Below are 21,726 nucleotides of genomic sequence, written 5' to 3' on the forward strand. Positions count from 1 at the left end.
GATGAGTCTGCAACATTTCCTGCAAACCAGCGATCTCCCGTCATTATCGATTCGTCGGCCGGTGCTGGTCGTCGTGTTTAACTTGCTGATTATTATTGCCGGTATCGCCGCGATTAATGGCGTAGAAGTGCGCGAACTGCCAGATGTCGACCGTCCGGTGGTCACGGTACGGGCGAATTTCCCCGGCGGTTCACCTGAAACGGTCGATACCGAAGTTACCAGTATTCTTGAAGGCGCCGCCGCACGTGTGACTGGCGTGAAAAGTATTAATGCGAGCAGCGAAGAGGGCGATGCCCGCATTGTGGTGGAGTTTCGGCCGGGGATCGATCTCGATAACGCCGCTAATGAAATGCGCGAATCGGTGAGCCGTGTACAGCGTGAACTTCCGGATGATGTGGAGCAGCTTTCGGTTATCAAAGCCGATAATGATGCGACCAGCGTGGTAAGCCTTGCCATTGCCAGTGACGAACTCGCCTTAGAAGAACTCACCGAAATTGTTGACGTTGATTTAGCACCGCAGTTTTTGAGTGTGCCCGGTGTTGCCGACGTGCGCTTAACGGGGGATCGCCAACGGGTACTAAAAGTGATGTTAGATCCGCTGCGGTTGACCAGCTTTCATTTGTCGGTCACCGACGTGGCAGCTGTGTTGGAGCAAGCGCCGTTTGATGTTCCCGCCGGTAGTTTGCGTTCCACCGATCAACAGCTGATTGTGCGCGCTGATGCGACATCCGTTACCGCTGAGCAGGTAGAAAACATCGTCATTCGTGGCGACATTCGTATCGGCGATGTCGCCTCGGTCTATTTTGGTCCCGCTGATGCTAGTTCAATTGTGCGTCTCGATGGTCGGCCAATTATTGGCGTCGAAATTATTCGCCAAGCGCGTTCTAACACCATTGAGATTTCCGATGAAGTGCTCGCCTTGGTCGAGCGTCTTAAAGTACGTTTTCCCAAGTTAGAAATTTTGGTGACTTCCGACGATGCCGAATTTATTCGCGATTCGGTGAAAGAGGTGATCACCTCGCTTATTTTGACTGTGCTGCTGGTGATCCTGACGCTGTGGATGTTTATCGGCCGTTGGCATGCGACCATTGTACCTGCGCTGTCGATACCGGTGGCATTGATTGGCTCGGTCGCCATCATCTGGGCGATGGGTTTTTCCATCAACATCTTAACCTTGCTGGCGTTGGTGCTGGCAACTGGCTTGATTGTTGATGACGCCATTGTGGTATCCGAGAACGTGCAGCGTCGCCGTGCCATGGGGTTGGGCGCGCGCGCAGCCGCAGTGGTCGGCACGCGAGAAGTATTCTTTGCTGTGGTGGCAACCACCGCCGTACTGGCGGCGGTATTTGTGCCGATTGCTTTCTTACCATCAACGGCGGGGCGTTTGTTCCGTGAATTTGGTGGCGTGTTGGCCGGCGCGGTGATTATCTCGTCTTTTGTGGCCTTGTCATTAGTGCCCGCGTTAACCGCGCGCCTGCCAAAGGAGGATGACGGCAAACGCAATATTTTTGGTCCTCTTGGGCTGCGGTTATTGGCATGGTATCAAGGCAGTTTGCGCTGGGTGCTTGACCACGCTTGGTTAACCTTTTTTGCTTGCATTGTGGCGGCAATGGGCTCTGCCGCGTTGTATGTGCAATTGGATAACGAGCTGCTCCCTGATGAAGACCGCGGCACCATTCGTATTTTCGCGCGCGGTCCTGACGGTGTAGGCCTTAACTTTATGGATCGCCAAGCGCAGGAGATGGAAGACATTCTGCTGCCGTTTGTCGAAAAAGGCGAAATTGAATCGATCTATTCCGTGGTCGGTCAGTGGGACCCAAACATTGTGTTTATCACCGTGCCACTGAAACATTGGGATGAGCGCCAAGACTCACAGCAAGATATCATCGAGAAAATCCGTGGGCCGCTAAACGATATTCCCGGTGCACCGGGGCGTCCTTTCGGGGCGAACAGCCTGAACTTACGCGGGCAGGGTGGTGGTTTACAGTTGGCGCTTACTGGCGATGACTACGGCACGATTTATCAAGCAGCCTTGGACTTTAGCCGCGCCATTGAGGAAAACCTGCCCGAATTGGGCACGCCAGATGTTGCGTTTAAACCGACACAGCCACAATTGCGCGTCAACATTGATCGTCGCCGCGCCGAAGAGTTAGGCGTGTCGTTACGGGATATTTCTTCCACCTTACGCGTTGCCATTAACGGTGATGATATTGCCGATTTAAACGTCGGCGATCAGTCGATTCCAATCATGCTGCAAGCGCACAGCGGCGCAGTGAACGATCCGACCGACTTATCTAACTTATATGTTGGCTCGCAATCTGGCGCGTTAGTGCCGTTATCCAGTCTCGCGACAATTTCGGAAGAAGGTGTCGCGGCCGAGTTGGAGCGTTACGCCCAACGACGAGCGATTGGCATTGAGATGGATCTGCCTGAAGATATCGCCATGAACGATGCGGTCGATCAGATCCGTGAATTAGCCGAAAAAACCTTGCCGGACAATATCAGCATGTTGTTCCAAGGTGAGGCATTAACCTTTGAAGAAACCGCGCAAGACGTGATGCTGACGTATGTGCTGGCGTTCATCATCGTGTTGCTGGTGTTGGCGGCGCAGTTTGAGAGTGTGAATAGCGCCATCGTGGTAATGTTAACCGTGCCATTCGGTATCGCAGCGGCGGTGCTGGCGCTGTATCTTACTAACACCTCACTCAACATCTACTCGCAAATTGGCTTGGTGATGCTCATCGGTCTGCTGGCGAAAAACTCGATTTTGCTGGTGGAGTTTGCTGACCAATTGCGCGATCGCGGCCTGTCGGTGCGTGAGGCGGTCGAGAAAGCCGCTCAGATCCGTTTACGCGCTATCGCTATGACGTTGTTCTCCACTTTACTTGGTGGCTTGCCACTGATCTTGTCCACTGGTGCAGGCGCTGAAGCGCGTAACGCCATCGGTTGGGTGGTGTTTGGTGGATTGGGAATCGCGGTGGTGTTTACTCTTTATCTCACGCCGGTGTTGTATTTAGCGTTAGCACGCTTCACTAAGCCGCGGGGTGACGAAAGTGCGCGACTGCATCAAGAGCTGAGTGAAGTGACCGAGTTACCGCATTAACTACCATCACCGATAACGAATAAAAGCCGCTCACGGTTATCCGCAGCGGCTTTTATTTTGGCTAATTAAGCCGATTGCAGTTTATTGGGTTTAGGCTGCTCATCATCAAACCAATCTAAAAAGCATTGCGCCCCTTGTTTGCCTGAATCGAGTAGTGCCTGTTTTTGCTGTTCGTTGATATCAAAGTCAGTGGTTTTTACCCCCAGCGTGTCAATGTACACCGTGCGGGCCCAGTCATCACTGTGCAGGTGAGCATTTTGCTGCGCTTCCAAAACGGTATGCACTAACGCCCACGTGTAATCAAAAAAATGGTCGATCTGACGATGTTCAATGGCGGATTGATCGCGAATCACCGCAATCTCCTGTTTGCTATCTAAGCGAAACCCTAAGGTTTGTTGGTTATAAACATAGTCGCGCCGCTCAGCAGCTTGCTGCGGTTGTTTGGCGTTAAGACGTTGATAATATTCCGGTTCGCATATTGGGCAATCAATGAGATAGCGCTTGCGATCAAATAATTTGATGGGATAGTTATTAAGTAAACCGCCATCCACATACACATCACCGCGCAAGCTTCGCTTAGCCGCAAAGAATAACGGAATCGACATCGAAATCCGTACTGCATCAGCCAAGGCCACCGTTGGCGTATGTTCAAATGAAAACACTTCGGAAAATGAGGTCGACAGATTGGTACCGATAAAAAACAGCGATTTAAATGGATGCTCGGTTTTCATCGCTTCTAAGTCGGCAAAAGTGGTTTCGCTGCTGCCGGTTTTGGCGGCGATAATGTCACCGATCCACTGACGAAAGAAATCGCCGCGATACCAGCCAAATTCAGACAACAGCCGCTGGCTGTCGCGAATGATGCCCCAAGAGTCATCCATAAACTGATTAAAATCGAGTTGCCACAGTAACTTGCGGGTTTCTTCGAGGCTGTAACCAAGGCCAATCAATACCGCATTGATTGCACCGGCCGAGGTGCCGCCAACGCGAACAATGTTGGCGAGAATTTGCCGTTGTTCTAGTAATTCCAGCGCGCCAACGTAGGCAATCCCCTTAACGCCACCGCCTTCAAATACCAGATTTTTAAATGGATAGTTCATGGTTGCTCTCCTTAGCTTGAACGGCAACGTAAGTGGTTATCTTAATGCAATTTTTTGCCAATGTGCCAGCTTTCTAGCGGAGATGTGTCATCTAACAATGTGGTGGCTTTGAGGCATAAAAAAACGCCTGACATGCAGGCGTTTTTCATCGGGTAGTGCGCTAAATTATTTAGCGTTCATCAATGCCACAGCATTGTCCAGCATACGGTTGCTGAAGCCCCATTCGTTATCGTACCAAGACATCACTTTCACCAAGCGACCTTTAACGCGAGTTTGGGTCGCATCAAAGTTAGAAGAGAAAGCAACGTGGTTGAAGTCGATAGATACCAATGGCTCTTCGTTGATCGCCAACACTTCGTTCATTGGTGATGATTGCGCTGCTTTAGCAACGATCGCGTTAACTTCTTCAATCGTCGTGTCGCGAGACGCGATGAACGAGAGGTCAACCAGTGATACGTTCGCAGTTGGTACACGTACTGCCAAACCATCAAACTTGCCTTGCAGCTCTGGTACCACCAAACCTACCGCAGCCGCTGCGCCAGTTTTGGTTGGGATCATGTTCAGTGCTGCTGCGCGCGCACGGTGCATGTCTTTGTGGTACACGTCTGACAAACGTTGGTCGTTGGTGTAAGAGTGAATAGTGGTCATCAAACCAGATTCAATACCCAGCGCATCATTCAACGGTTTAGCAATAGGTGCCAAGCAGTTGGTAGTACATGAAGCGTTAGAGATCACGGTCATGTCAGCAGTCAGTACGTCGTTGTTAACGCCGTAAACGACAGTTGCATCAACGTTTTTCGCTGGTGCAGAGATGATCACTTTTTTCGCGCCAGCAGTCAGGTGAGGTTGCGCAGTTTCTTTGCTGGTGAAAATACCAGTACATTCGAACACTACGTCAACTTTCAAATCGCCCCAAGGCAATTTTGCTGGATCACGTTCAGAGAAAGTCAGGATCTTGTCACCGTTAACATAGATAGCTTGGTCATCATGTTCAACAGAAGCATTAAAACGGCCATGTACAGTATCGTACTTAGTCAGGTGAGCATTGATTGATGAATCGCCCAAATCGTTAATTGCTACGATTTCGATTGGGTATTTTTTGTCGCTTTCATAAAGCGCCCGCAACACGTTGCGTCCGATACGGCCATAGCCGTTAATTGCTACGCGGATAGTCATTTCGTATCCCTCAGATATACTTGAAAACTGGTTGTAAAATTACAAAACTGCAGGATTTAGTCAAGCTCAATCGCCCACAAAACCCGAAATCTGGCCAATGCATGTACCATTCTTTTGGTTTCTTCCCGAAACTGAAAAATAGTTAAGAAACAATAACCATCTTGGCAAGTTATTTGTATGACAAAATGGTCTTGTAGTCAAACTAAACCGCGCTATTCTGTTGGCGATTTATCATCCAGTTTAGGTCATGTTTCACTTGCTATGACTACTGTTGGCAGCACTTTGGGCAATCATGGCGCGAAACTTCTCTGGCCACCGACTGCTGCGAAAATCGCCGTCCTCAATGATGTCGACTAAGTCCTCCGCTTGCTCATCCAACTGCTTTACCAATTCTGGGTTGCCACCGATGGACGCCATCATCTGTTGTTGGTTGGCTTTGCGACCAGTGAGCAACAGGTTGGCTTTTTCAAACAGGTAGCGTTCCTCTGGGTAACCGATATGTCCAAACGCCGTCGCAGCACCGAGCAACCAGTCTGGCTGAAATTGTTCCGGTGACACTTGCTCCAGTGCTGCTATATACAGCGAAGCCGCTTTTTCTGGCTTAAACTTGAGGTAGTGTGCGGCCAGTGCCGTCAGTATCTGCGGGTCGGCAATTTGTTGTTGCTTCTCTGCCGCGATCAAGCGCTCCAAACCGCGCTCATTAGCCAAATGTGTCCATTGGTAGAAAGAAAGGTAGGGCGTTTGGGCATCTTTGACACTGGCTTGTAACTCAGCCAACGATTGCGAGCTTAAACCATAGGCGCGTGCTCGCACGCTGGTGCGGCCGGGGTTGTTCACGTGTTGCACTCCCGCCGCAAGGCCGATGCACTTGTTATAGGCTTCTAAATCGAGCAAAAAGTTGTATACCAGTTTATCTTGTGGCTGATCTTGTGCCTGTTTAACCGCTAATCGGTCACTGACGAGCTTGGCGCGTTCAACTTTACACCAGCCATCGGTATGCAAATCTTCACAAATTTCGGGATTATTTTTACAGATTTTCTCGGTCGGACTGAGCCTATCACAGCCCTGAAGTAGCGATATGAAACAAAATGACGTAATTAACACGAAATACGGGCTCATATCAGTGCTCCGATAGGTAAAAAGTATAATAAAATTACATAGTTAGCTTTTATTTATTGCTGGTCACTTTATCAGCTTTTCATTAAGATATAGCCAGCCATAATCGCCACTGCCGAATAGAGCATCATTAAGATTATGGTCATTTCTTTTGGTTACTCAATGAATTCAGATCATTAAATCGGAATTCTGAGATTAAAGGATATCTACATGAGCGCGGACAAACATCTGATAAGTTGGCAAGAACGTTTTGAACTAGCGGAGGAAATGCAGCCCATCCTCGGTAAACTCTACCGAAACCAGGGCGTAGAAGTTGTTGTTTATGGCCGACCACTATTAAACGCTTCTACTATTGAAATCATCAAAGCCCACCGGTTAGTAAGACGTTTTGTTGGGGAAAAACTGCGTCTACGAGAAAGCTATCCATTCTTAGAAGCACTAAGCAAACTGCCAGTACGCCAATGCAAAGTGGATATTGGTAAGTTAGCGGTTAAATATTGGCAGCAGCACGACAGCACCGACCAAATCGCGTCGTATATGCAAACAGAACTGGCGGACGCCATCGCCTGCAAAGATGAAGTAGAGCCACGCAACGTTGTGCTTTATGGTTTCGGTCGTATTGGCCGTTTGTTAGCACGGCTATTGATTGCCAAAACCGGCCAAAGCAACAAACTGTGCCTGCGCGCCATTGTGTTACGTGGCGGCCGCGACGGCGATTTAGAAAAACGCGCCAGTTTGCTGCGCCGCGATTCTGTACACGGCCCATTCAACGGCTCAGTGGAAGTGGACGTTGAAAACAACGCCATCATCGCCAACGGCACTTATATTCAAGTGATTTACGCTAACTCACCCAGCGAAGTCGACTACACCCAATACGGCATTGATAACGCCTTAGTGGTAGACAACACTGGCATTTGGAAAGATGAAGCTGGGTTAGGGCAACACTTGCGATGCCCGGGCGCGGCCAAAGTGCTGCTGACGGCACCGGCGAAAGGCAATATCAAAAACATCGTTTATGGGGTAAACGATAGTGATATTACCGCTGAGGATGTCATTTGCTCAGCCGCCAGCTGTACCACCAACGCCATCACACCCGTGTTGAAAGCGATCAATGACGGTTATGGTATTTTGAGTGGCCATGTCGAAACCATCCACTCTTATACCAACGACCAAAACCTGATTGATAACTACCACAAAGCGGATCGTCGCGGTCGCAGTGCACCACTTAATATGGTGATCACCGAAACCGGCGCTGCCAAAGCCGTTGCCAAAGCGCTGCCAGTATTGGCAGGTAAGTTGACCGGTAACGCTATTCGCGTACCAACGCCTAACGTCTCGTTAGCGATCCTCAGCCTTAACTTAGGCAAAGAGACCAACAAAGACGATATTAATGAGTACCTCAAAAACGCCGCGTTGCATTCACCGCTGCAAAACCAGATTGATTACACCGACTCAACTGAAATCGTCTCAAGCGATTTGGTTGGCTCACGTTACGCTGGGGTAGTGGACTCACAGGCAACCATCGCGGAAGAAAATCGCGCCAATATTTATGTTTGGTATGACAACGAATATGGCTATAGCTGTCAGGTTGTCGGCGTCATGCAAAAAATGTTGGGGTTAAACTTCATCAATCTGCCGTTATTTGAATAAGCGAAGTTAATGTTTGTCGGAAGCGGTGGCGGAGTTTTCGTCACTGCTTCTTTTGTTTTAAGGCTAACAAGCTACTGAAATTGCTCAAATAATAGTTAAAATTCGTTAAATTGAGCAAATTGCCAGCACACAGCACAAAATTGGCATATTTTCCTAAATCATTGATTGACACCCAACGGTAAATCCGTAGAATTCCATCCCGCAGTCAACGAGAACTTCTCGTTAACGGCAAATGCGACATTAGCTCAGTTGGTAGAGCGATACCTTGCCAAGGTATAGGTCATCGGTTCGAACCCGATATGTCGCTCCAAAGATGGCGCGATGGCAGAATGGCTATGCTGCGGATTGCAAATCCGTCGATCTCGGTTCGACTCCGGGTCGCGCCTCCATTACTCGATGCCCGAGTGGTGGAATTGGTAGACACAAGGGATTTAAAATCCCTCGCTGGTTACAGCGTGCCGGTTCAAGTCCGGCCTCGGGTACCATTTCATCGAGTAATGAAATCAAGAGGTTAAGCATAAAAGCTTACCTCTTTTTTTATGCCTGTAATTCCTCAAAAGCTCATTTCCTAACGTTTTCCTAAGATGATTTCCTAACATGGAGCTAGGTTTCTACATCAAAACTCACTTTTAGAACGTTCAATGCTCGTTTTTTACTCGAACAGTAAAGCATCTTGATGTTTGCTTTGTTCTGCCATGTTCAAGCTCTGTATATTCAGAGATATATCAATATGATGAAGGAGTATCCTGGATGGCATTTTATTGGGTGAATATTGGCACTACCTACAAGGAAGTTTTAGAACATAAGTTTCTTTGGGCCCCAGATGAAGCCCGCGGTAAAAATGGTAAATTGAAAAATGTTGCTGGCTGGCTTTATATGCCGCATGTGAAAAAAGGCGACATAATCTTTTGTAACCGAGATCAAAACATCATTTATGTCGCCGTCGCAAAAAGTGATTCATACAATGCCGCACGTCCTGAAACACGGGCCTACAAAGAATGGGCAGCTGACGGGCATAAGATAGACGTAGAACTTCATGTTCTACCTACACCTATTGAGTTCAAAGAAGTTTCTGATCATCTTTATGAGAATTTCAATGATGATTGTGACCCGAAACTGATCACCGTTAAAAAAACCGTTTCTCAAAATTATCTTGTGTATCTCCCGGAAGGTGCGGGCTCATATTTGCTTGCTTTAGTCGGGCAGATTGCTTGCAAGATTTCAGAATCTCAAGACGATGTTCGTTCTGATGGAAGACCTGTATCAGAAACTAAGCGTAAGGTCTTAGCTGATGCTCGTATAGGGCAGGGGAAATATAGAAAAGAGCTATTAGCTCTTTGGGATAACAAATGCCCGCTTACAGGTGTTGATGTGAAAGAGTTACTGATTGCTTCTCACATTATTCCTTGGAGTCAGTCGGACAATAAACAACGCTTGGATCCTTACAACGGTTTTCCCTTTTCTCCAAACATCGATAAGTTATTCGACAAAGGATATGTGTCCTTTGATGATGATGGCGCGATCATGGTTAAAAAGGCCGTATCAACTAAAACTCTGCAGCAATTAGGCTTGAATAAAGAGTCCAAACTCAAAGGCCTAAAGCCTGCGCACAAAGCATATCTTCAAAAACATCGCGAGATATTCAAGTTCTGAGTTAATCAACTGTCTTAACTTTCTTGACCTTCCGATCATATCTGGCTGTTTGTCCTGCTGACTTGTGGCCAGATATTGCTTGTTTCTCTTGCAGTGTGCCATCGATATCCGAAATGCCTTTGGCTTTCAGATCGTGAAAGGTGAAGTCTAATGGCAGACCGGTGGCTTCGCGTGCTTTGCTGCGGTCAGAACGCCAGCGGGTGTTAAAACCGTCGCGGGTCCACTTGCTGCCATGTGATTGGCTGAGAACAAAAGTTGATGCAATGCCGGGCTTGGTCAGTGTTCTTGATAGTGCAATGGCTGCGCGTAGGCGTGGCGACCACAGTTTGATTTGTTCGGCGCCTGTTTTACCTTGGGCAATGAATATCCCTTCCTCTAATATCTGCGAAGTACGCATGGCAAGAATATCGCCTTGGCGTGCACAGCACAGATAAGCCAACTCCATTGCAATTTTCACCACATCTGATGCATGGTCGTACAGCGCTTGATATTCCACATCCGTGATGTAGCGTTTGCGCGCTTCCTCTTTAAATTTGCGCACGCCTTTGCATGGATTGCCTTGGCAAATGCCGCGTTCGTAGCCATAGCGAAAGCAGCGGCTGAAAAACGCATGTTCGCGGTTAGCTTGTACGCGGCTTTTTAGCCCGCGCTTGTCCATATAAATGCGGATGTGTTGTGGCTCCACCTTGTCTACATGCATTTTGCCGAATACCGCCAGAATGTTTTTGGAGTATTTGCGGTAGTCCTTTCGTGTTTCCTTCCCCAGCTCATGAAAATCAGCGCTATTGAAAAACTTATCAATCAATCCCGCTACCGTTGCCATGATCAGCTGTTCGTTGTTGTACTGCTCCCACACCCGCCACACTTCTGATAGCGGTGCATCGAGCGCACATAAGCGGATAGCGCCGCCACTTTTCGGGTGCCACTCATACGCACTACGCCCACGGTAAACACGGGTAGGTAGCGCGTTATCAGCTTTGTTTTTACGAATGCCAACCATGTCTAAACCTTAGATTTTTGAAAAGTCAGGGCCATCATTAGCCGCTACAAAACGCACAGGATTGTTGAGTTGGTACCACGTTAGCCGCGGCTTACCGTTTCTATCAACTATGTGGTTGATGCCGTTCTTGGCAAGTATTGAGATCTGCAGCGAGGCAATCTTGGCACCGGTGATGAACTCAATATCTTGTTCCGTTAAAAACGTCATTTCAGGGATTGGCTCAGCCATTATTCTTGCTCCTCATCATTGAGTATCACGCAAACGCCCGCCGTTGGTGACTCCGTGCGATCGCGCCAGTCATTCACAATATGGTTATCCAACCAGAGCGCAGCTTGCTCCGCTGATAACCCGCCGAAGCCTTGCACATAAGTCAGCAGCTCCTGCGCGTAACTTGTCATGCTGCAATCTCCTGCAACGGCCACGGCTGAAACTTCATCACTGGCAGTTTGGTTTTTGGGTGGAATTTATCTTTCACTGGTGCCCGTTGGTAAATGCGCAAACGGGCGCATTCCGTGGTTTTTTCAGCTAAGGCGATAAAGTCTTTTGCTGACGAAGGCTGCGACATATCGGCCGAGATTTTCGGCGCAGTTTTCTTCCCCTCCGCAATGTCTTTAAATAGCTTGTGCGCGTAGTCCTGCACCGCTTGTTCATATTCTTCAGGCGATAGCCGCTTGAGTTTGTCACCCACACCAGTAACGGCTTTCACTCGCTTGCGTGCGACTTTCAAGCAGTGGTCCATGGTTGCTCCAAATACTGCAAAGCTCATAACGCCTCCTTACGGTGAGCCAACTCACCTGTTAGGAATGGTGATTTATAGCCCCAACGTTCCCATTCAATTTCTTTGTAACGCTCCAGCCGAACGGCGGCGTTCTCAAGTGTCTTGGCGGTTTTGCGAAAGTTGGATTCGTCCAGCCCACGCGACTCGGCGGCGGTGGTTATCGGCCAGCCGTTAACGTAGTGGCGGTGCAGGGCAATCTTGTTGTCCTCGCTGGTGATGTCAGTGAAGCTAATCAGAATGTCTATCTTCTCGGCTGGCTCCATGCCTTGCACTAGCGCTTTGGATAGCTGGCTCATGCTGCCTCCTTGCTTGTTTTCTTCGATAGGAACCGTTCAGCCAAGGCTTGAATACGCGACTTGTCGCTGTAGCGTGTTTCAAACTCTTTGCCGGGGTCGATGATACCAGTTGCTTGCGATTGCTTAAGGCCGAGCAGTTCAACCATTGGCGGGTCTGAGCCTTCATCTGTATTCAGGTAAACACAGGTGATTTGTTCTTGCTGTCCTTCGCGATCTAAGCGTCCGATGATTTGCTCATGTACCTTTGGCGACCAGTCAAGCTCACCAAAAATCACAGTAGAGCAGCGATGTTGCAAGCCATCTAAACCTGCTCCGCTGCGCAAACTCATGATGAAAAGGTTGGTTTCACCTTCAACAAAACGGCGTACCGATTCATTCTTCTGATTTTCGCTTTCGCTGCCCGTATACATGGCAGGTCTATATGCGGCTAATGCTTTGAGCCAGATGTCGTAAACATCACGGTGCCAACCCATAAGTAACACTGGTACGTCACTCTCAAGCACTATTTGCACGTAAGCTGCAACGCCTTTGGCTTTCGATACACCAGTGGCTTGGCGTAGCATTAGGTCAAGTTCGCGGCCAGCTTGCCCACGTTCCACAAAGCTGCCAGTAGTTGTTTTGATAGCAAGCTCACGCGCCAACTGTTCAACGTCTTTTAGCGTTTGCTGGTCGGCATCAACGTGTTCGATGATGGTGTTGATTGGCGGTAACTGCTGGCCAACTTCACGCTTGGTACGGCGAAGCATCAGGTTTTGCTCACGGAGGAATGAACCAAGTGCTTGCGGATCCTTAACTTGGCGACGATCAACGCACCACTCGCGCAAAAACTCATCAAATGAGCCTAGTGCTTGGTCATCTAGCATCTGCATGATGTTCCAAGTTTCCACTCCATAGTTGTAAATTGGCGTGGCAGAAAGCCCGAGGCGATAAACCGCGTTGTCTGCGAGTTCTTTGGCCGCTTCACCTTTGGCGCTCTTGGTGCCAGTGCGCAGCTCTTGGATTTCATCGAACGCTACAGCTTTGAAAAAGCCATCAGCAAACGTGTCAATCCATCCTGCTATTTGGCTATAACGGAAGAGGTAAACATCAGCAGGTGGCAGGTTATAAGGTTTAGTGCCTTTGATTTTGTGGCAGGTTAGGTGTGTGAATGATTCGATTTTGTCTTGCCACTGTTGCTGCAGGTGTACCTGCATGACTACTGCCGCTGGTAGCGTTACGCCATTAAGAAACAATCCTGCCGTGGTGTAGGTTTTACCTAGGCCAACATCATCACCTAGCAGCAGCGCGTGGCGCAGCAGTGTTAACTCAATCGCTTGGCTTTGATATGGGCGAACATGCTCACCATCGCGCAAGCCGATTAATTGCTTAGGCTGATAGTCAGGCTTTAATATTGCTTCCATCGCAGCGGCATCTTGTTCGAACTGCTGGCGCCCACCGTCTAGCGTTACGCTATCGTTTAGCGAGATAGTGACCGGATAGCGTTGAATGAACCACGCTAAATCGGCGCTGTGTGCTTTATCGTTTGGAAACTCAAACGGTGATGTGCGGTGCTTTGGAATGCGTGGGAATAACTGCTTTAAGCGAATTGCCACATGCGGTGGCACGCCATCGTAAACCCATTTATCGCCAGCAAGCGATAGGGTGCCATAGGTACGGATCATAACCATCCCTCTCCAATCGAAACCACATAAGCGGGTTTGCTGTTAATTTGCGCCGGTAACCGCATCGAGCTGGCTGTTAGCAAAATGATGCTGCTAACATCGCTGTGCTCTGTGTAGCGCTCCAACTGGCGGTAAACCGCTTTGCGGTGTTTAACCTTGCCTTTGAGTTCAATCGCTATTGATTCGCCATCTAACAGCACCAAGAAATCGGCAATATCGGTTGCTGATAAGTGATGCTCTCTCCTGAAGTTAAATCCAGCATTAGCCAGCGCGGTTTCAAGCTGTTGCTGGGCGTTCTTTTCAACGAATGGGTCAATGCGGGTAGAGCGCAGCAGGTTGATGAGTGAGGCAATGCTCATGCTGCCTCCTTATGCTCTAAAGCGTCATACTGTTGGATTGCCCAAACGATGGCGTAACAGCACCAGATATAGCGGTAGGTGAACGTATCAAAGCCGCCGTCCCAAAAGTCATCCAAATCCATCCCGCCAGCGTCGTCTTCATCCCAATTGTTGATGCGGCTTACTGCATCCCACTCTGAATGCTCACAATGATCTTTGAAGTCGGATACAGCCTCTGTAGCGGCCGCTATAGCTTCTGCTTCTTCTTCGTTGTCAGCGTCTAAATCTTCTTTGAAGCACTCAAGGTAGTAATCCAAACGCTCATGCACCTTGGTAATATCAAACTCTTTAATGCCATCCCAACGGCACTCAGCTTCGACTTTTTCTGACCAGTAACCGGCATTAATGCCAAGTTCTTCGCGGCGGAAAAACTGAAACATGTCTTGGCATCTTGAAAACACATAGCTGCCCATGTCGCCGTTGATACACAGGTTGTTAGGCCAAGTGATGATCTCGAAACGACACTCAAAGCTGCCGCTACTGAGTACCAAATGACGGTAAACACCATCATCGTGAAGAACGTGCAGCTTGTGGTTGGCAACGTCTTTTAAAAACGTTTCTGCGGTTGGGTGTTTCATGCTGCTCTCCCTTGCATAAGTGCATCGACTTTGGCGCTGAATGCTTCGGCGTCGGTTTGGTTGAAGGCGTCGGCATCGGTGAGGGTGATGCACTTGCTCACGCAGTAGCGGTCGGTGCCGATGCCGGTGTGAGGGATGTGTTTTACCTCAACGCATTGGCAACCGTGTAGCTCGCACTTGGCTTGTGGTTTGAGTTGCACCCAACCGGTTAGGGTTTTGAAGATGTGCTTGGCTTTCATGCTGCGGCCTCCTCGGATAACTCAATGCAGAGTAGGGTGGCTAACTGCTGTGGCGGCACGTCGATGGCGTCAGCCATATCCAACACAAAGGCTTCGCCTTGGTAGTCAAAGCTCATGCGGTTATCAAACCAGTTGATCAATCCACCAAAGCAGGGATAGTCATCACCTTCACTTGGTGTTAAGTTCACATAACGTGATGTTTGTGCGTGTATTTCCCAACAGTTCTGGCATGTTTTAAAACTGGCGGGTTCGCCATCCCATACGCCCGAGGTAAAGGCATATTGCTCACCTTGGTTGATGGTTTGGTCGCACTCACAACATAGGTGTGCAATACGAGCGGTGCGGGTGCGAGTTGATTGGCAGTCCATGTCGGCCTCCTACGCGATTGCGTGGCTAAAGAGGGTGTGAATGGCGGCAGCATTGTGGTTGCTGCGCCAGATGGTCACTTGGTAATTGCTGCTGTTTACCCGAAGGGCAAAGTGCTCACCAAGGTCGCCAGCGCAATCGATATACACCTTGTCGAACCGTTGGCTTGGGTGGTGTTGGTAGAGGTACTTTTCCAACTCTGCCACGCGTTGCTGTACCCGTGGGCAGTCCATTGGATTGCGGTGTTTGGTCATCAAGCAGGCAAAGCGCAGTGACACTAACAAGCGGTGTTCGGCGCGTTCCTTCGCGGTGCTTGGATTGGTGGTCAGAATTGGCATGGTCCCGTCCTCTGGTTAAGTGGTACGGGATAAAGTTAAGATCTCTTTACTTTTTGGTCAAGCTATATTTAGAAAAAATGGACCAAAATGTTCGGTAAAGATTCAAACATGTCATATAACACTATGAATTAATTTGGAATAGTGTTGACAGTAGTACTGCTGGCAGTACTCAATTAGAACTCTCAAGGATTGAAGATGAGTATATCGTCAAATGCTCCACGCGAACAAAACGGCAGAGACTCGTTCGCTAGGTATAGGGCTCAAGTTAAATCTGCTGCCATAGAATCATTGAAGATCCTAGAAGGGCAGGATATCGATAAAGTCTATTGTGACTTTCAAGATGATTTTGTCGTGAGAAAAATCAATGGTGAAAGTCATGTTTTTTTGTTCTATCAGGTTAAAACTAAAAATAAACAGAACTATAATTGGACAGTCAATGATCTTTTTAAATTCATTAAAAGAGGGAGTAAAGAATTAGAAGAGAACGCAGAAGCATTTAAAGATAGTTTTATCGGAAAATTATTAGTTCATACAGTTATTTTCGATGAGGAATGTAGTTCAGTTATTTTTCAAACTAATGTCAACACAGAGAACGATGTTGAGGAAATACTTGAAGATATATCAAAGCTAAAGTTTGAAGACAAATATGTAAAAATAATCCTTGATTGTTTCAATATTGCATTTAAGCGAGAAATTGAAGCAAAGGGCAAGGAAAAATTTTCAATTGAAGAGATTAAGTCGAGCCTGTCAAAGTTAAGGGTTCACTGTGATGTTCATTATCTGAAAAATGGTATAGATAATTTTGATTCAATAGCTAAAGAATATATATACAAATATAGCGAAGTTGAATTGAGCTATCATGATGCAAAAGAGATAGCGATTAAGCTTCTAGAATTAATTTCAGAGAAATCTAGCGGTGTTATTAAAACTATTAACGAAAACGAAGTTAATGAAAAGGCTGGTGTTGGAATTGAAGAGTTATTAAAAATACTGAGTATATCATTAGATGCATATCAAATACTAAAAGAAAGTAATGATGAAAATAGCATTAAAAGTGTATCTATAATTCAACGTTCATTAAGCCGAGGTGGTGCTAGTAATGAGCAGATAAAATTTTGTAGTCAATGTAAAACAAAGTGGGATATCTGGTTGAGGAATAATAGGCACATTATTACCGACTTTGAATATATTTGTCTTACTGAAAAAATTTCAGATGTGGTCTACAATATTAGAGGTGGCAATGGTAATATAAAACTGTCAAATTTAAAAGTCGAACTTGAAAAGTTAACATCTGAATTACGCAGTGAAAACTTACTTTTCGATTTGGATACTGAAACATTAATGGGTTCATTTTTCTCTCTAATAATTAAAGGTGTAGCATGAATATAGATAACTTTTTTCAGAGTGTTGAGGAAAATGGTGCATCTTTAATTATATCATCTAAGCATCAAAGCAATAGTTACGTTCTCAGTAACGAAGCACTATTTCAACTTCCTTTGATTAGCTTAATAGTTTTAATTTTAGCAAAGGATAGAAGAAAGCCAAATGTATCTGAAATTGGGCAGTTAGTCGGTGAAAGTATTTTGAGTTGTATGACTAGTTTAAATAAGTCTGATCAGCATATTCATTGGTCAGCTAATCTAAGGATTAGAACTGTAAAGGCAATAAGTTTTTTAGAACAAGCCAATTTAATTATTGTCAATAATAGAAAGGCCAAAATTAATATTACAGACTTAGGAAAAAAGGTTGTCGATAAAGCATTGAGTTGGGATGATAACCTTTCCTATAATTTAAATATGATAAGCCGTTCATATCGAAATATATGTGTCGCTAAAAAATTGGATCTAGAATTATATGAAACTAATTAGTCTTAAAATTAATGGTAAAGGTTTAAATGGTCTTGAGTCCGATACGCTATTGTTTAGTGAGCATATAACCCAATTATTTGGGCCCAATGGAAGCGGCAAAACTCCTTTGATTCAATCTATAGCGTTTTGTTTGGGTTATCCATGCGTTTTCAGAGAAGAGATTTATGCGAGATGCCTCAATGCAGAATTGACAATTCAATGTGGTAAAGACCAATACCGCTTCAAACGAAAATTTATCGAGAATGATTTAGATTTAGAAGTATTAACTAATGGAATAAATAAACAACATTTCTTCGATGAAAAATCATTTTCACTTTTTATATTTGAAGTTTTAAATTTAAAAGTAAGTGATTTGATAACAATCGGTAATAAGGCAACGATGCCTTATATGTCTACACTTTTACCAATTTTCTATCTAGACCAAGATGACGGTTATCATGATATATATCATGCTAGAAGCTTTATTAAAGATCAGTATTCAGAAATGCTTAGAATGCTATTTAGACTTCCCCCTAAGCATTCTTTCGATGAAAAACGAGGTAAAATCTTAGCTAAGGAAAAATTGGACTTTCATGATAACAAAGTTCAAATTGCTAAACGAGAATATAATCTCATGAAAGAGGATATATCATCTATCCCATTATCTTATGTTGAGATTGATAGACAAATTGAATCTTTAGATGTTGAACTGGAGAATCTAAAAAGATTTGGTATGTCTAATAATTCAAAACTCAATGTTTATGACAAAATTATATCAAAGCATTTATTTTCGATTAAAAATATCGAGAATGAAATGAATCAAATTGAAAGGCGTAATGATGGTGTTAGTAAAATAGTTTCTGAGATTGAGTCAGAAATTGAAACATTGAATTTGAATGAAGAATCTAGACGTGTTTTCTTATCTTTTGAAGAAATATGTTCTTCACCTGATTGTAAGCTGTTTTCTAAAAGTTCTGAATCTTATAGTAAAAACTTATTGTATTTAAGAGACCAAATCAAAGATTTACAGCGTAATTCACAAAGTGATCAAGTTCTTCATGAACAGTTATCTATACAAAAAGATAATCTACTTGATCTGGTAGAACAGTTAGAATTAGAAAAAGAGGAGTCCACAGAAAAATCTGAAGCAGCTAAAATAGTTGAAGCGAGTTCAAAAATAAAAAATGAACTTTTTGGATTACAGCAAATGAAATCGGAAATTGATAGATTTAACGATTATGAAAGTAAGTTGGTAAAAATAATAAGTGAACGTGATAATGCTTTTGAATATCACAAGTCGTTTAATAAACGAGGTAATACACCAACTGAAATATATAAACTCAGATCTAAATTTTCTGATTTATTTGTCGATTGGCTGGATAGTTTAGAAACTATAAATGTAAGTAGAAATATTAATTTCTCTAGTGAATTCATTCCTATATTAGGACAGGAAAGTGTAACTAAATTAAAGGGAAGCACTAGAGCTAGGGTTGTTCTTGCATATCATGCTGCTTTATTCGAACTTATGATTTCATCTGGATTTAGGTATCTAGAATTTTTGATTTTAGATACCCCTCAGCAACATCAAATGCATGTTGTTGATTTGGATAAATACTTAGATAAGCTAAAAAAACTAGCGGAAAAATATGGTATTCAAATAATATTTTCAACTACAGAATATAGATATTACGGTGATGCTGTTGATATTGATTGGATACCTAAGTTCGATGGTGAAAAACAAAAGATGTTCATGAGAGTTAAAAACTCAGAAATATTATAGTAAAACAGAATACCAAAACACTCTGCCAATAACGGTGATCACTTTTGCTTGGTCACCGTTATAACTTTCATCAGGGTATTCATCTTGGTTGTAGCTGCGCAGGCGCAAGCCATTGCCTGGCAGCGTGTAGAGTAGTTTGACGCGCAACATGCCATCATGATTGATGGCGTACATTTTTCCATCAACAATAGTTTTGTTGGCTGTATCAATGCCCACAGTACTGCCACTTGGTAGTACTGGCTCCATGCTGCCACCTGATACTTTCACACAAGCAACGGCGCTATGATCAACACCTTGGCTGCGAAGGGTGGACTTGGAAAAGCGTAGTTTAGGACCATGATTTTCGATATCAGCTATGATGCCATTGCCCGCCGACAGCTTAACTTCTGTGTAGAAGGGTACTTCTACTTCATCTTTATCAAGCGGCGTGCTGTTGTCCCACGTTGCCATTTCGCCTTGAAATGATGCGTCTGCAGAAGGACTATTTTTATCCTCAACACCATAAAGTAGGAATGATGACGATGTGCTCAGTGCTTTGCAAAGCTTGTGCATGTTCTCGCCAGCGGGCGAAGTAATACCGTTCTCCCACTGGGATACAGTTGCTTTGGTTACACCAACACGTTTGCCTAAAGCTTCTTGTGACAGCTTCAGTTCTTTACGTCTGGTTTTGATTCGTTCATTCATCATAGTTTAGCAATCTTAACTTTCATCAAGTCAATTGTCCTTTACTTTTCTGTTGACTGAAAAGTAAAGAGGTCTTAACCTTGGCTTTACTTATGGCAAAGGAGGCTTCTGATGAAAACGTCGATGGCTATTGCTCATTTCAAAACTGCTACAGCGTTAGCCAAGGCGTTGGGCATTTCAAAATCTTCTGTATCTCAATGGGGCGATAACGTCCCACCACTCAGAGCGTATCAGCTAGAACGCATCACCAATGGCCAGTTAACGGCTGACGACTCGCAAAATGACGGCGAGCAGCAAGCCGCCTAAACACCATAAACCTGAAAGGGAGTTTAGCTATGAATCACAAATCACGCCTCGACTTGTTAATGGTCGCTATTCACCGCTGGTTGGAGTTGCCCAAAGTCAGCCGCCGCGCGTTGGCGGTTGAGGTAGTGGATGCCGCCGAACGCTTGGGTTTTATGCCTCGGTTAGCGCAAGAGGGCATTTGCTTTGCTAAAACCGCAGACCCGTATAACGACGGGCGTATTAACGCGCAAAAGCTGTTCCGTTGGCTCGGGCAATATGAAGAAAACCACCCGATGCCAGATCGCTTGTTCCATGTTGAGCAAGTGCTGTTGGCGGCGATGCCGAAGCATTTGCGCTTGTGGTACTTGAACGAGGTTTACGCAGTGTGCGGTGTAACGGTGGTGGCGGATAACTGCAGCGATGCGGTGGCGATTAGTGCCAGCCAAATGGCAGCGGCACTGACGAAAGAGAACAGCGAGGCGCAGATTGCGGTGATCAACTTGGGCGCGGCGCCGAACCGCCACCAAGTGACGGAATGCCACCGTGAATTGCGCGAAAGCCGCGCGACCACGCAAGCGAGCATTGATTTGCTGGAATCTGAATTCCCGTACCTGAAACGCGGGGTAGCGGTGCAATGAATGATGCCGATCGCGCGCAAGCGGAAATAGAACGCTTTAGCCAGTTAAGCATTGCGCAGTTACGCCAGCGGCCAGCGCCAAAAGCCAATGGCTTGTGCCTGTACTGCCAAGCGCGGGTGGCTAACGGGGTGTTGTTTTGCGATAGCGATTGCCGCGATGACTTTGAACGTTTAGCACGACGTAAGGCGAGGGCGTGAGCATGGATGACTTGGATTTGATGGAAATGGACGTGCGCCATGCGTTGGCGACCGAGAACCGCAACGCGGTGTTGCATGCCTGTGTGAGTGGCTTATCGCCGGTGGCGCAAATGCGGTTATGGGCGCAGTTGGAATATACGCATCAGCTGTATTTGAACGCGCTGGATATTGAGCCGTACACGGTAGAACGCGGCGAGGCGATTTTGGTGTTTGAACAAGCATCGCGTGATTTAGATGCGTTGATCCGTGAGGTGGAGCTGGACGAACAGCACCGATTAATGCGGGTGAGCGTGTGGCGTGATGTTAAACGCTGGCTTTGCTTGGAGTGGCGCCGACTTGTAGCAGCGGTGAGTTAGCTCACCTGTTTTGAGGGGAAATATATGGAAGCGAAAGACTTGGATTTAACACGAGAGGATTCGGCTTTTGTGAATGAGCAGGCCGCGAAAGTGGTTATGCAGTTGCAGGAGTGGTTCAACGCGCGGCGTGACCACCTAACCGGCATTGCTCAGCATGACGCTGAGGTAATCAAAATCGGTGATAAGGAAATTGATGACCCCGAATTTATTAGCGGTTTTCGGTTTGGTTTGAAGTTCGCTATGCACTTTTTCGGGGAGATGCCCATCAGCATTGATGACGGTGATTGATATGGAGCATGACGATTGCAAGGTGGTGCCAATTGGTGAGTCGCGTTGGCGCGCTGCTGAGCGGCGAGCACAGATTGAACGGATGGCTGCGATTGTGCGCTGTTCGCCCACGCTGTCGGCTGAAGCGATTGCGACATTGCTATATCACCACGGCGCGAGATTGATTGATGGCGGCAATGACGCTGCCTAATTGGAAAAC

Annotated in this window: 27 protein-coding genes and 3 tRNA genes; 15 read left to right on the plus strand and 15 right to left on the minus strand. The window is 46.2% G+C overall.

Annotated features, from left to right (window positions below; genetic code table 11):
• The first annotated feature begins 1 nt into the window (after position 1).
• On the plus strand, positions 2-3,103 hold the full coding sequence (locus L9G74_RS18770; protein ID WP_238898308.1) for an efflux RND transporter permease subunit: 3,102 nt from the start codon (positions 2-4) through the stop codon (positions 3,101-3,103).
• A gap of 65 nt (positions 3,104-3,168) precedes the next feature.
• On the opposite strand, the gene L9G74_RS18775 is transcribed toward L9G74_RS18770, so the two are convergent.
• The 3 genes from L9G74_RS18775 to L9G74_RS18785 all read right to left on the minus strand — a co-directional run bounded on the left by L9G74_RS18775 (position 3,169) and on the right by L9G74_RS18785 (position 6,498).
• Complete coding sequence (locus tag L9G74_RS18775) at positions 3,169-4,203, minus strand: patatin-like phospholipase family protein (RefSeq protein WP_238898309.1); 1,035 nt, start codon at positions 4,201-4,203, stop codon at positions 3,169-3,171.
• 165 nt (positions 4,204-4,368) lie between these two features.
• Complete coding sequence (gene gap / locus L9G74_RS18780) at positions 4,369-5,379, minus strand: type I glyceraldehyde-3-phosphate dehydrogenase (RefSeq protein WP_238898310.1); 1,011 nt, start codon at positions 5,377-5,379, stop codon at positions 4,369-4,371.
• A 252-nt stretch (positions 5,380-5,631) separates the two neighbouring features.
• On the minus strand, positions 5,632-6,498 hold the full coding sequence (locus L9G74_RS18785; RefSeq protein WP_238898311.1) for a DUF2989 domain-containing protein: 867 nt from the start codon (positions 6,496-6,498) through the stop codon (positions 5,632-5,634).
• Positions 6,499-6,705: 207 nt separating this feature from the next.
• Between L9G74_RS18785 and L9G74_RS18790 the strand changes: the two genes are divergently transcribed.
• From L9G74_RS18790 to L9G74_RS18810, 5 genes are all read left to right on the plus strand, one after another.
• Positions 6,706-8,145 carry a glyceraldehyde-3-phosphate dehydrogenase gene (locus L9G74_RS18790; RefSeq protein WP_238898312.1) on the plus strand — a complete coding sequence of 480 codons (1,440 nt, stop codon included), beginning with the start codon at positions 6,706-6,708 and terminating at the stop codon, positions 8,143-8,145.
• Between the two features lie 234 nt (positions 8,146-8,379).
• Positions 8,380-8,455, plus strand: a tRNA-Gly gene (locus L9G74_RS18795).
• A 5-nt stretch (positions 8,456-8,460) separates the two neighbouring features.
• A tRNA-Cys gene (locus L9G74_RS18800) sits at positions 8,461-8,534 on the plus strand.
• A 9-nt stretch (positions 8,535-8,543) separates the two neighbouring features.
• A tRNA-Leu gene (locus L9G74_RS18805) sits at positions 8,544-8,630 on the plus strand.
• A gap of 265 nt (positions 8,631-8,895) precedes the next feature.
• Positions 8,896-9,798, plus strand: coding sequence for an HNH endonuclease (locus tag L9G74_RS18810; protein ID WP_238898313.1), 903 nt, complete (start codon positions 8,896-8,898; stop codon positions 9,796-9,798).
• A 1-nt stretch (position 9,799) separates the two neighbouring features.
• Here the strand turns inward: L9G74_RS18810 and L9G74_RS18815 are convergent, their stop codons facing one another.
• From L9G74_RS18815 to L9G74_RS18865, 11 genes are read right to left on the minus strand one after another with little or no spacing between them, the layout of a single operon-like run.
• Positions 9,800-10,798 carry a tyrosine-type recombinase/integrase gene (locus L9G74_RS18815; RefSeq protein WP_238898314.1) on the minus strand — a complete coding sequence of 333 codons (999 nt, stop codon included), beginning with the start codon at positions 10,796-10,798 and terminating at the stop codon, positions 9,800-9,802.
• 9 nt (positions 10,799-10,807) lie between these two features.
• Positions 10,808-11,026: a DUF4224 domain-containing protein gene (locus L9G74_RS18820; protein WP_238898315.1), complete on the minus strand. Its 219-nt coding sequence runs from the start codon at positions 11,024-11,026 to the stop codon at positions 10,808-10,810.
• The gene (locus tag L9G74_RS18825) at positions 11,026-11,196 is read right to left on the minus strand and encodes a hypothetical protein (protein ID WP_238898316.1); all 171 of its coding nucleotides are present in this window, start codon (positions 11,194-11,196) and stop codon (positions 11,026-11,028) included. Before L9G74_RS18825 ends, L9G74_RS18820 begins: the two co-directional genes overlap by 1 nt.
• Entirely contained in the window at positions 11,193-11,564 is a 372-nt protein-coding gene (locus L9G74_RS18830) for a hypothetical protein (RefSeq protein WP_238898317.1), read from the minus strand. The genes L9G74_RS18825 and L9G74_RS18830 overlap by 4 nt, the downstream gene beginning before the upstream one ends.
• Positions 11,561-11,872 carry a hypothetical protein gene (locus tag L9G74_RS18835; protein WP_238898318.1) on the minus strand — a complete coding sequence of 104 codons (312 nt, stop codon included), beginning with the start codon at positions 11,870-11,872 and terminating at the stop codon, positions 11,561-11,563. The genes L9G74_RS18830 and L9G74_RS18835 overlap by 4 nt, the downstream gene beginning before the upstream one ends.
• The gene (locus L9G74_RS18840; RefSeq protein WP_238898319.1) at positions 11,869-13,533 is read right to left on the minus strand and encodes an SNF2-related protein; all 1,665 of its coding nucleotides are present in this window, start codon (positions 13,531-13,533) and stop codon (positions 11,869-11,871) included. The genes L9G74_RS18835 and L9G74_RS18840 overlap by 4 nt, the downstream gene beginning before the upstream one ends.
• Positions 13,530-13,892 (minus strand): hypothetical protein, encoded by a 363-nt coding sequence (locus L9G74_RS18845; protein WP_238898320.1) that lies wholly within the window; start codon positions 13,890-13,892, stop codon positions 13,530-13,532. The genes L9G74_RS18840 and L9G74_RS18845 overlap by 4 nt, the downstream gene beginning before the upstream one ends.
• A complete protein-coding gene (locus tag L9G74_RS18850) occupies positions 13,889-14,509 on the minus strand; it encodes a hypothetical protein (RefSeq protein WP_238898321.1) in 621 nt (206 codons plus the stop codon). Before L9G74_RS18850 ends, L9G74_RS18845 begins: the two co-directional genes overlap by 4 nt.
• Entirely contained in the window at positions 14,506-14,748 is a 243-nt protein-coding gene (locus L9G74_RS18855; RefSeq protein ID WP_238898322.1) for a hypothetical protein, read from the minus strand. Before L9G74_RS18855 ends, L9G74_RS18850 begins: the two co-directional genes overlap by 4 nt.
• On the minus strand, positions 14,745-15,116 hold the full coding sequence (locus L9G74_RS18860; protein ID WP_238898323.1) for a hypothetical protein: 372 nt from the start codon (positions 15,114-15,116) through the stop codon (positions 14,745-14,747). Before L9G74_RS18860 ends, L9G74_RS18855 begins: the two co-directional genes overlap by 4 nt.
• Positions 15,117-15,125: 9 nt before the next feature.
• Positions 15,126-15,452: a hypothetical protein gene (locus L9G74_RS18865; RefSeq protein WP_238898324.1), complete on the minus strand. Its 327-nt coding sequence runs from the start codon at positions 15,450-15,452 to the stop codon at positions 15,126-15,128.
• Between the two features lie 195 nt (positions 15,453-15,647).
• Between L9G74_RS18865 and L9G74_RS18870 the strand changes: the two genes are divergently transcribed.
• The 3 genes from L9G74_RS18870 to L9G74_RS18880 are packed head-to-tail and all read left to right on the plus strand — an operon-like array spanning position 15,648 to position 19,079.
• Positions 15,648-16,835: a dsDNA nuclease domain-containing protein gene (locus tag L9G74_RS18870; RefSeq protein WP_238898325.1), complete on the plus strand. Its 1,188-nt coding sequence runs from the start codon at positions 15,648-15,650 to the stop codon at positions 16,833-16,835.
• Positions 16,832-17,320, plus strand: coding sequence for a hypothetical protein (locus L9G74_RS18875; protein WP_238898326.1), 489 nt, complete (start codon positions 16,832-16,834; stop codon positions 17,318-17,320). Before L9G74_RS18870 ends, L9G74_RS18875 begins: the two co-directional genes overlap by 4 nt.
• The gene (locus L9G74_RS18880) at positions 17,307-19,079 is read left to right on the plus strand and encodes a hypothetical protein (RefSeq protein WP_238898327.1); all 1,773 of its coding nucleotides are present in this window, start codon (positions 17,307-17,309) and stop codon (positions 19,077-19,079) included. Before L9G74_RS18875 ends, L9G74_RS18880 begins: the two co-directional genes overlap by 14 nt.
• Here the strand turns inward: L9G74_RS18880 and L9G74_RS18885 are convergent.
• The gene (locus L9G74_RS18885; protein ID WP_238898328.1) at positions 19,074-19,766 is read right to left on the minus strand and encodes a S24 family peptidase; all 693 of its coding nucleotides are present in this window, start codon (positions 19,764-19,766) and stop codon (positions 19,074-19,076) included. The genes L9G74_RS18880 and L9G74_RS18885 overlap by 6 nt on opposite strands.
• A 108-nt stretch (positions 19,767-19,874) precedes the next feature.
• Here L9G74_RS18885 and L9G74_RS18890 point away from each other — a divergent pair, with 108 nt between their 5' ends.
• Genes L9G74_RS18890 through L9G74_RS18915 form a run of 6 tightly spaced genes read left to right on the plus strand, consistent with a single transcriptional unit; the run spans position 19,875 to position 21,717 of the window.
• Entirely contained in the window at positions 19,875-20,069 is a 195-nt protein-coding gene (locus L9G74_RS18890; protein WP_238898329.1) for a Cro/CI family transcriptional regulator, read from the plus strand.
• A gap of 29 nt (positions 20,070-20,098) precedes the next feature.
• Positions 20,099-20,686, plus strand: a complete 588-nt coding sequence (locus tag L9G74_RS18895; protein WP_238898330.1) for a toxin YdaT family protein — start codon at positions 20,099-20,101, stop codon at positions 20,684-20,686.
• Positions 20,683-20,883: a hypothetical protein gene (locus L9G74_RS18900; protein ID WP_238898331.1), complete on the plus strand. Its 201-nt coding sequence runs from the start codon at positions 20,683-20,685 to the stop codon at positions 20,881-20,883. Before L9G74_RS18895 ends, L9G74_RS18900 begins: the two co-directional genes overlap by 4 nt.
• 2 nt (positions 20,884-20,885) lie before the next feature.
• Positions 20,886-21,239, plus strand: coding sequence for a hypothetical protein (locus L9G74_RS18905; protein ID WP_238898332.1), 354 nt, complete (start codon positions 20,886-20,888; stop codon positions 21,237-21,239).
• A gap of 24 nt (positions 21,240-21,263) precedes the next feature.
• A complete protein-coding gene (locus L9G74_RS18910; protein WP_238898333.1) occupies positions 21,264-21,527 on the plus strand; it encodes a hypothetical protein in 264 nt (87 codons plus the stop codon).
• A 1-nt stretch (position 21,528) separates the two neighbouring features.
• Positions 21,529-21,717, plus strand: coding sequence for a hypothetical protein (locus tag L9G74_RS18915; protein WP_238898334.1), 189 nt, complete (start codon positions 21,529-21,531; stop codon positions 21,715-21,717).
• Positions 21,718-21,726 lie beyond the last annotated feature (9 nt).

The organism is Shewanella electrica (genome assembly GCF_022321485.1).
GTDB lineage: Bacteria > Pseudomonadota > Gammaproteobacteria > Enterobacterales > Shewanellaceae > Shewanella > Shewanella electrica.